The following is an 8,845-nucleotide window of genomic DNA, read 5'->3' on the forward strand; positions in this document are numbered from 1 at the left end:
CTTGCTATTTAAAAAAGGGTGCAGGAAGGTTCACCCCTGGCTAAGGGCGCAGTCCCCACACACCCTCTGCTTCCGGTGCTCAAAGCTACCTGGCGACAGCTACAGCAAAGAAGCCGAGCGCGATTCGTTATACTGAGCAGTGCAATTGGTTTGTCTGCACCAGAAGAGGGTTTCGCTGTGGCTATCGCCGTTGAAGACTTGCTGACCTCCGAAATTCTGCGTCCTGCTCGGTATTTGGGCAATGAGTTAGGAGCCATTCATAAGCCCTGGGATAGTGCAACGGTGCGATGGGTTCTCACCTACCCAGAAGTGTATGAAGTGGGAGCATCCAACCTGGGACACATTATTCTCTACAACATTTTGAATGCCCAGCCTCGGCAGTTGTGCGATCGCGCCTACCTGCCCGCTCCCGACCTCGCTGCCAAACTCAACTCCACCCAGACACCCCTGTTTGCCGTTGAGTCTCGCCGTGCCCTCATCGACTTCGACATCCTCGGCTTTAGCCTCAGTTATGAGTTGGGAGCCACTAACATCCTGGAAATGTTGGAACTGGCAGGCATTCCCCTGACCTGGAGAGAGCGGCAACAAGCACGGGAGCAGAGGAACAGGGGAGCAGGGGAACAAGTCAAATCATCCCACCCAGCGGAAACAGCCCTCCTCACCCCACCCTGCGGGAACGCCAACGGCGAACACCCCTCCCCCCCCACTCCCTATCCCCTCATCTTCGCTGGTGGACAAACCGCTACCTCTAACCCCGAACCCTACGCCGACTTCTTTGATTTCATTGCTTTGGGGGATGGGGAGGAACTGTTGCCTGAAATTGGATTGGTGGTTGAGGAAGGCAAGAAAGCGGGGTTGAACCGGGAAGAACTATTGCTGGATCTGGCTCAGGTTCCAGGGGTCTATGTGCCCCAGTTCTATGACATGGCAGCGGATGGTTCTGTCCATCCCAACCGCCCGGATGTGCCTGAGCGGATTTTGCGCCGGGTAGCGACTCCGATGCCCGCCTACTCGATTGGGCTGGTGCCCTACGTGCAGACCGTCCACGATCGCCTGACGGTCGAAATTCGGCGGGGTTGTACGCGAGGTTGCCGCTTTTGTCAGCCCGGAATGTTGACCCGTCCTGCCCGTGATGTTGAGCCAGAGGTTGTAGTAGAGGCGATCGAACAGGGCATGCGGGCGACCGGATACAACGAATTTTCTCTATTGTCCCTCAGTTGCTCGGATTACCTGGCACTGCCTGCGGTGGGAGTGGATGTTAAGAACCGGCTTAAGAACGAAAACATTTCCCTATCGCTGCCCAGCCAACGGGTCGACCGGTTCGATGAAAACATTGCCAATATCATCGGCGGCACCCGGCAGACTGGCATTACCTTCGCCCCTGAAGCGGGTACCCAACGGATGCGGGACATTATTAACAAAGGACTGACCAACGAGGAGCTTTTACGGGGCGTTAAGACGGCATTTGACCAGGGTTGGGACAAAATTAAGCTTTACTTTATGATTGGGTTGCCTGGTGAGACGGATGTGGATGTGTTGGGGATTGCCGAAACCGTCCGCTGGTTGCAGCGCGAGTGTAGTGGTCATCGCAGAAAACGGATTAGCTTTAATCTGACCATTTCCAACTTCACCCCCAAGCCCCACACCCCCTTCCAGTGGCATTCGGTTTCCACCGCCGAATTTGAACGTAAGCAAGCCCTCCTGAAAGAAGAACTCCGCCGCATCCGGGGGCTAAAGGTTAACTTCACGGATGTCCGCATTTCCGCGATGGAGGACTTTGTTGGCAGGGGCGATCGCCGTCTCTCTGCCGTCATCCATCGCGCTTGGAAACTGGGAGCCGGAATGGATGCCTGGTGGGAAAGTCTTGACCGTGCCTTCCATGCCTGGACCCAGGCGATCGCCGAATCTGAACTGACCTGGAGATACCGCCAGGTAGAAAGCGGCGAGTGGAACGTGTTTGACAAGGATGAAAGCGGAAGGATAAAGGATGAAAAAGGCTCCCCTCCGCCTTCCTACGACACTTGCCTCCCCTGGGATCACATCGACACAGGTATTGACAAGCAATGGCTCAAGCAAGACCTGCAAAAGGCATTAGAAGCCGCAACCGTACCCGATTGTTCGTTTGAGGGTTGCTCCCACTGTGGAGTGTGTGGAGTGGACTTTGGACACAATATTGTGGTTCCACCGCTGCCAATTCCCCCATTTGAGGGGCATTTTGTCCCCAATCAGCAAAAAGTTCAGCGGCTACGGGTGTGGTTAGGTAAGCAGGGCGAAATGGCACTCCTCAGTCACCTCGATCTGATTCGCCTGTTTGACCGGGCGGTGCGTCGGGCAGCGATTCCGATTGCCTTTACCGGCGGTTTCCACCCCGGTCCCCGCATCAGCCCTGCCAATGCCCTGCCCCTGGGAGTCACCAGCCAGGGAGAAATTGTAGACTTTGAACTGACAGAACCAATGACTGGAGAAGACTTTCAGACAAAACTGGCGGCTCAACTCCCGGCAGAGATCCCCATCTACCGGGTAGAAGAAGTTCCGGTTAACACACCTTCTGCTACCCAACTGCTAGAAAAAGCTGAATACACCCTGACAGTCAATACCCTTCAGGATAATGACAGCGCCAATCCTGAACCGCCAACCCTGGAACAGTGGCAACAGTGGGTTGAAGCAGTCAAAGCCAGGGATGACATCTGGCAAGAGCAAACGACCAAGTCAGGTAAGAAGCAAATGGTAGATTTGCGCGATCGCCTCTACGAACTCTGGCTTGAACCAGAATCTAGAAGCCATCACTCCATCACCCTATCACCCCATTACCCCATCACCCTCCACTACATCGGCAGTTGTCGCAACGATGGCACCCTACTTCGCCCCGATCAGGTGATTTATATGCTGGAGAAGGTTGCTGGGCGAGAGTTTCAGCTTGGGGAGGTGAGGCGCGATCGCTTAATTCTGGTAAATTGAAGTGATTGCTAATTCCTCCTAGAATTAGGTAAACGCAGAAAACTATAGACAGCAAACAAAAAGTAACTGAATATTTCGCTAAAGTTTAATCCAATTTCATCGGGAGCGTCTAAATCGCCCCAAAATGTTCACAACAAACATTTGAGCGCTGAATCTAGGGGAGTCAGAAGTCCAGGATGTTCGCTCCTGAAAATTGTTCTTCACGCCAATACAAGTATTAAGAACCTCTAAAATACCTTTGCGAATGGATCGCTCTAAAGAGTACTTACGGTCGCTGTGCTTAAAGTTCATTGCTAATTCGTGTGTAAACTGAGTGGCTGCCTCATAAATGATTTTTAGCTCATCTAGCGAATTTACACAGGTGATTCTTGTGGCAAGGATACGAAGTTCTTCAGAAATTTCTTGTCCTTGCTCTTTGCTTGCACCATGATGAGAATGATAATAATTGACTATTTCAGCTAACCACTGTGCATGCTTGGCTGCATTCTGAAGTTGGTGTTGAGCATGCTCAACAGGAGCAAGAAGTTTATCTAATAAAAGTTGTTGAACATAGGTATCCCTAAGACTAGAGTTTGATATCATCTCTAGATCTTTCATTCTTCGCTCATATTTCCTCTGCTTCTCAGCCCCCACTTCATCAATAAGTTTTTCTACTAAACCTGCAACCGAGAAAAGACTTAAACTCATACTTGACCTCATATTTTGCCTCACAGAATTGGGTATACAAACAGCCTTTGCTTGAATGGCGCTGAACTAAGGGGTTTTAGATCCCCGGAATCTTGAAGATTCCGGGGATCTGGGCAGAGGTTTTATTCAAATCAATGCCAATCGACCCTGACTGACAGACAAATCTTCCGATTACCTCGCAGTACGCCAGGAAATTTATTTCCTGGCTCATAGCCAAAGTCTTCTCAGGAGGACTGGCTCAGTATTTCAGTCCATTTGAATGGACTTCTGTTGTTAGCCCAGAAATTGATTTCTGGGCGATAAGAAACGAAACAATTGACTTTCCAGAACTTTTACCAGCCAAGCAGCCATCGACCTTTACTTGAGAAGTACACAAGTCAAGTTACGTACTCAAGACTTCCGATGTGCTTTTTATAACCATACTGATTCCTGGATGTGTTTGGCAATTTCATCTAGGTAGGGAATACCGTCTTTTAGCCGAATTGTTTGGAGAAGATTAGTAGCGACGTGTGCGACAATCCCCAGATCCCCGGTGTCTAGGAAGATCATTCAGCCAATTCAACGAATTTCCAGGAGACACCGGGGATTTTGGCTTCTAAGTTACACATCGCGTTAGTAGCAGTGCACTCCGTAGCGAATCTTGAATTTTAGTGGCGAACAAATCCACCCACGCTATAATGCATCACAATGGAAGCTGTTGCGGATAGTAGACTCTTAGGGGTTCCGCTGGGCAAGCCTATGTTAGTGCTTGGGTACAGCTTATCTCGCCAGACTTTTCGTATATTTATGACAAAAGCTGGTGTCCCCCGTCAGGGGATGGGCATCTCGCTGATAAGGTTGATTTGATTTGTGGTCAATCACCGTATCCAACCGCTCTGGGGCTGTTAAAGCCTATCCGAAAAGCCTTAACTGCCAAAGCCCGGCACCAAGCCCAGGAAGCCTTCGGATAGGCTTTCAGGCACATCTTCACCTCGGGATGGAACAGCTTCATCGTCGCCTCTGCGTAGTTGGAGTTCTTGATATTACGCAGTTGGTTCTTTTAGTGGGTTAAAGGTGAGTGGATGCAGACTTTACGCTGTCCTCACCGTCAAAAAATTTTTGAGGAATTTAAACTGAATGCCGAAGCAAATAATTATCGCCGAGCAGCATAGAATCGCTGCTGTTTTTTCAGAAGATCAGATCCAGGAGCTGATTGTCGCGACCGGTAGCCATCAAGTCAGTGATATTTATCTTGGGATTGTTGAAAATGTGCTGCCTGGAATTGATGCCGCTTTTGTAAACATTGGGGATAGCGAACGAAACGGCTTCATTCACGTTACTGATTTGGGACCTCTCCGCAAACGCCGCACTGCCGGGTCTATCACCGAGCTACTGGAGCCGCAGCAGAAAGTACTGGTTCAAATTATGAAGGAGCCAACTGGGAACAAAGGTCCCCGGTTGACAGGTAATGTTTCCCTGCCAGGGCGCTACCTGGTGCTGATGCCCCACGGTAAAGGTGTCAATCTTTCCCGCCGGATTCGGAACGAGAATGAGCGCAACCGCCTGCGGGCACTGGCAATCCTGGTTAAACCCTCTGGGATGGGGATTGTTGTTCGGACGGAAGCGGAAGGGATGCCAGAGGATGCCATTATTGAAGACCTGGAAGCCCTTCAACGGCAATGGGAAAATGTGTTGCAGGAAGCCATGAGTACCCGTGCTCCGGCTCTGCTCAACCGGGATGACGACTTTATCCAAAAAGTATTACGAGACGTTTACAGTGCCGATGTCAATCGCATCGTTGTGGACTCTCACACCGGGTTGAAGCGGGTCAAGCAACAACTGATGAACTGGGGTGGAGGCAAGATGCCGCTGGGTGTCTTAATCGACCATCACCGCGATCGCGTTCCCATTCTGGATTACTTCCGGATTAATCCCGCGATTCGAGAAGCACTCAAGCCCAGGGTGGATCTGCCATCGGGTGGTTACATTGTGATTGAGCGGACAGAGGCTCTGACGGTCATTGATGTCAACTCTGGCTCCTTCACCCGTTCTGCGACTGCCCGTGAAACCGTGCTATGGACAAATTGTGAAGCCGCCACCGAAATTGCCCGCCAGTTGCGGTTACGCAATATTGCGGGAGTCATCGTCGTAGACTTTATCGACATGGATTCTCGCCGTGACCAGTTGCAGGTTTTGGAACACTTCAATAAAGCGCTGCGAGCAGACAAAGCCCGTCCTCAAATTGCTCAACTATCCGAACTGGGGTTGGTTGAACTCACCCGTAAGCGTCAGGGCAAAAATATTTACGAAATTTTTGGTCGTCCGTGTGCGACCTGCGGTGGCATCGGGCATCTGGTTCACCTGCCGGGTGAGTTGGACAGCGAAGAAGGTGAACCGATTGAACGTCCAGCCGTTGCTCTACGGGAACCCCGCACCATTGAAGGGCGTGGACGCGGACGCGGACGCGACAATGGGTTGCCTGATATTCCAGGTGTGTCTGACCTATTTTGGGAAGACCGCAGTGAAGAGACAGAAGATGGTAGTGAGATGCAAGACATGGGGCTAACCCATCCCAACTACCAGGAAATTGGCGGCAATAATCGTCGCCGCCGTCGTCGCCGTGATGACGATCGCCCACCCCGTCCGAGTTATGGCGCACCCATTGCGAAAGCGGAGTCTGGGACCGATACAGACCTCTATGCCCCCGCTGCTGAAGAGTCTTCTTTCCCGGTTAGAAACGAGCGGGGACGGCGGGGACGGGGACGGGGACGGGATGGCGATCGCAATGAAACCGGGGCACCTATTCAGGAGCCAGGTCCACTGCAAGAAGCCCCAGAATCGGCATATGGAGACGAGCGGCGAAGTCGCAGACGAGACTCTAGCAAGCCCAGCGAACCACCCGAAATTGTGGCAGTGGAAATGACTCCTGAAGAGCAGGATGTTTATGCCTGGATGGGAATTTCTCCTCTGACCCTGGCAACCCAGGAGGTGAAAAATCCCAAGTCAGCGATTATTTCCATCGTTCTGCCCGGAGAAGCACCCCCCCCAGTTGAACTAGAGCCGGTGGCGGCAACCCCTGCACCTGAGGTTTCCACCGTTAAACCTCCCATTCGGCGATCGCGAATTAAGCTAGAAGAAGACTTACCCATTGCTTCAACCGAATTACCCAGTCCCCCTGAAGCCAGCCCTGTTCAAGAACCCCTTGACTCTGAGCCAGCAGAGCCGGAGCCAGAAGAAAGTACGGTCGTTCGCCGCCGTCGCCGTCGTTCTTCTGCCGCTGCGGGTGAATAAGCAGGAATTCTATGGGTCGGAAGGAAAATACTGCTATTGAGCAACTAACGGTTCCCGGTTTAATTGATAGCCCCTCACCCCAGGGAGTGATTGCAGGGGTGGACGAGGTTGGTCGAGGAGCGTTATTTGGTCCAGTCGTTGCAGCGGCTGTCATACTACCCAACACCGCTTTGACAGATCTCGCCACTGCGGGCGTAACCGATAGCAAATTACTCTCACCCGAACAGCGGCAGACACTTGCCCTCCAAATCCGCTCCCTGGCTGTCGATTGCCAGGTGGGTTATGCTTCCGTTGCTGAAATCGACCGACTCAACATCCTCCAGGCATCCCTGCTGGCAATGAAGCGGGCAATCACGAAGCTGAAAGTACAGCCAGAGCTTTGCCTGATTGATGGCAATCAACGAGTTCCGGGATTGCTGCTTCCCCAGCAAACCATGATCAAGGGAGATCAGCGATCGCTCCAAATTGCCGCCGCCAGCATTATTGCCAAGGTCTGGCGTGACGAGTTAATCACCCGCCTTGCAATTCGCTATCCCCAGTACCACCTGGCATCCAATAAAGGCTACGGTACCCCTCCCCACCGTAAAGCAATCCAGCAGGTTGGACCCTCGCGGTTTCACCGGACCTCCTTCAGCCCGTGTCGGGTGAGAGAGCAAGGGGGAATTGTAGTTGAGAGTTAAGAGTTTGGGGTTGAGAGGGCGATCGCACTAAATATTACCCACAAGTACTCCGTACAAAACATGAAGATTTGCTGAGACGTATCAGATAAAATGCTCTGGCGCGGCTAATATGCGACTCAAATGCTGGATAAAAGGCGGTTCAGGCATATTATCCAGCACCAACGCTGTCTAATCCTCCGATTTGGGTAAATAGTCTGCACGGGTGCAGAATAATATACCAATCAGGGTGCTTATCAGCATTTTTGCAGGCTATCTATCTACTGAGAAATAGATAGCAAACTTGGACGCTGGATAAATATCCCTCTGGGGGGTGTTAGTCTGCTAAAAAGGGGGGAATGCCGCTCAAATAATAGTTAGACAGGCGAGGTTGTGGCTACTTCTTATTAGCGCCACTCAATCCCTAAAAAAATAAAACATTTGAATGAAGCATTCAGATTAAGTATTTGTGTGTTTAAGAATTTGAGTGTGATTAGAATAATTGAGGATCGCTTGGCTTATCGGGTTCCATAATTTTATTGAGATTTTCGAGCGTTCTGCTTGATCTGAAGGCGAAGATGACCATGTAATAGTTTGTTTATACGAAATATTCCTAAAGAATATGCCCAGAGTCTTGATGTGTTGACAAGCTCAAAAGCCACTTCTCGTAGACATTCAGGTGTCAAAATCAAGAATTCTTTGTTAGGTTCTCCATCAATATATTCTGCGATGTTTCCATGACAGATATTATTTCTTATTCTAACGACTTCTACATCCATACGATTAGGTTTTGTTGAATTAAGCTTACTTTCAAAGTCAATCTCGTGAGACAACGCGAGTGTATGGACAGGCAACCCAAAATCTCTTGCCTTCGATATTAAAGGATTGCTCAAGACCTGGTAGGGAGATAAATTGAAAATATCTTCTGACTTCTCAAGCTGATGTATTGTTACTCTTAGAGAAGCCTCGATTCCACTAAGAATAGATGAACATGCGGGAATATACAGTTCGTGTTCTAAAGCATCAATGGCTTGTACGAAAAACCAATGAATGAGTGGATCTCCGCAGTAAAGAATAAAGAATTGTGTTGCTTTACTGCGCTGAAATATTGTTAGCTTATTAAGACTTACAATAGGGCACCTCGAAAAATCGAAAAATGGGTGTCTCAACTTGAGAATGAGCAGCTAAAATGTCGGCAGTTAGGCTATCCGAGAACAGCAATGGGGCAAACAGGTTTCTGGGATTTAGAGCAACGCCAGGCAAGAATTAGCAGC

Annotated in this window: 4 protein-coding genes; 3 read left to right on the forward strand and 1 reads right to left on the reverse strand. The window is 50.3% G+C overall.

Translation table 11 applies throughout. From position 1 onward, the window contains the following. Positions 1–177: 177 nt before the first annotated feature. Positions 178–2,958: a TIGR03936 family radical SAM-associated protein gene (locus tag AC1S52_RS20535; RefSeq protein ID WP_482030914.1), complete on the forward strand. Its 2,781-nt coding sequence runs from the start codon at positions 178–180 to the stop codon at positions 2,956–2,958. 96 nt (positions 2,959–3,054) lie between these two features. Here the strand turns inward: AC1S52_RS20535 and AC1S52_RS20540 are convergent, their stop codons facing one another. After that, positions 3,055–3,645, reverse strand: coding sequence for a hypothetical protein (locus AC1S52_RS20540; RefSeq protein ID WP_482030915.1), 591 nt, complete (start codon positions 3,643–3,645; stop codon positions 3,055–3,057). A 1,116-nt stretch (positions 3,646–4,761) separates the two neighbouring features. Between AC1S52_RS20540 and rne the strand changes: the two genes are divergently transcribed. Beyond that, entirely contained in the window at positions 4,762–6,915 is a 2,154-nt protein-coding gene (gene rne / locus AC1S52_RS20545) for a ribonuclease E (protein ID WP_482030916.1), read from the forward strand. A gap of 11 nt (positions 6,916–6,926) precedes the next feature. Next, positions 6,927–7,595 (forward strand): ribonuclease HII, encoded by a 669-nt coding sequence (locus tag AC1S52_RS20550; RefSeq protein ID WP_482030917.1) that lies wholly within the window; start codon positions 6,927–6,929, stop codon positions 7,593–7,595. Positions 7,596–8,845: the final 1,250 nt, after the last annotated feature.

It is taken from the genome of Kovacikia sp. CALU 1929, assembly GCF_056784235.1.

Excerpts from the sequence above, each read along its gene's own strand:
- AC1S52_RS20540 (WP_482030915.1), bottom strand. The coding sequence starts at position 3,645 with ATGAGTTTAAGTCTTTTCTCGGTTGCAGGTTTAGTAGAAAAACTTATT.
- rne (WP_482030916.1), top strand. The coding sequence starts at position 4,762 with ATGCCGAAGCAAATAATTATCGCCGAGCAGCATAGAATCGCTGCTGTT.
- AC1S52_RS20550 (WP_482030917.1), top strand. The coding sequence starts at position 6,927 with ATGGGTCGGAAGGAAAATACTGCTATTGAGCAACTAACGGTTCCCGGT.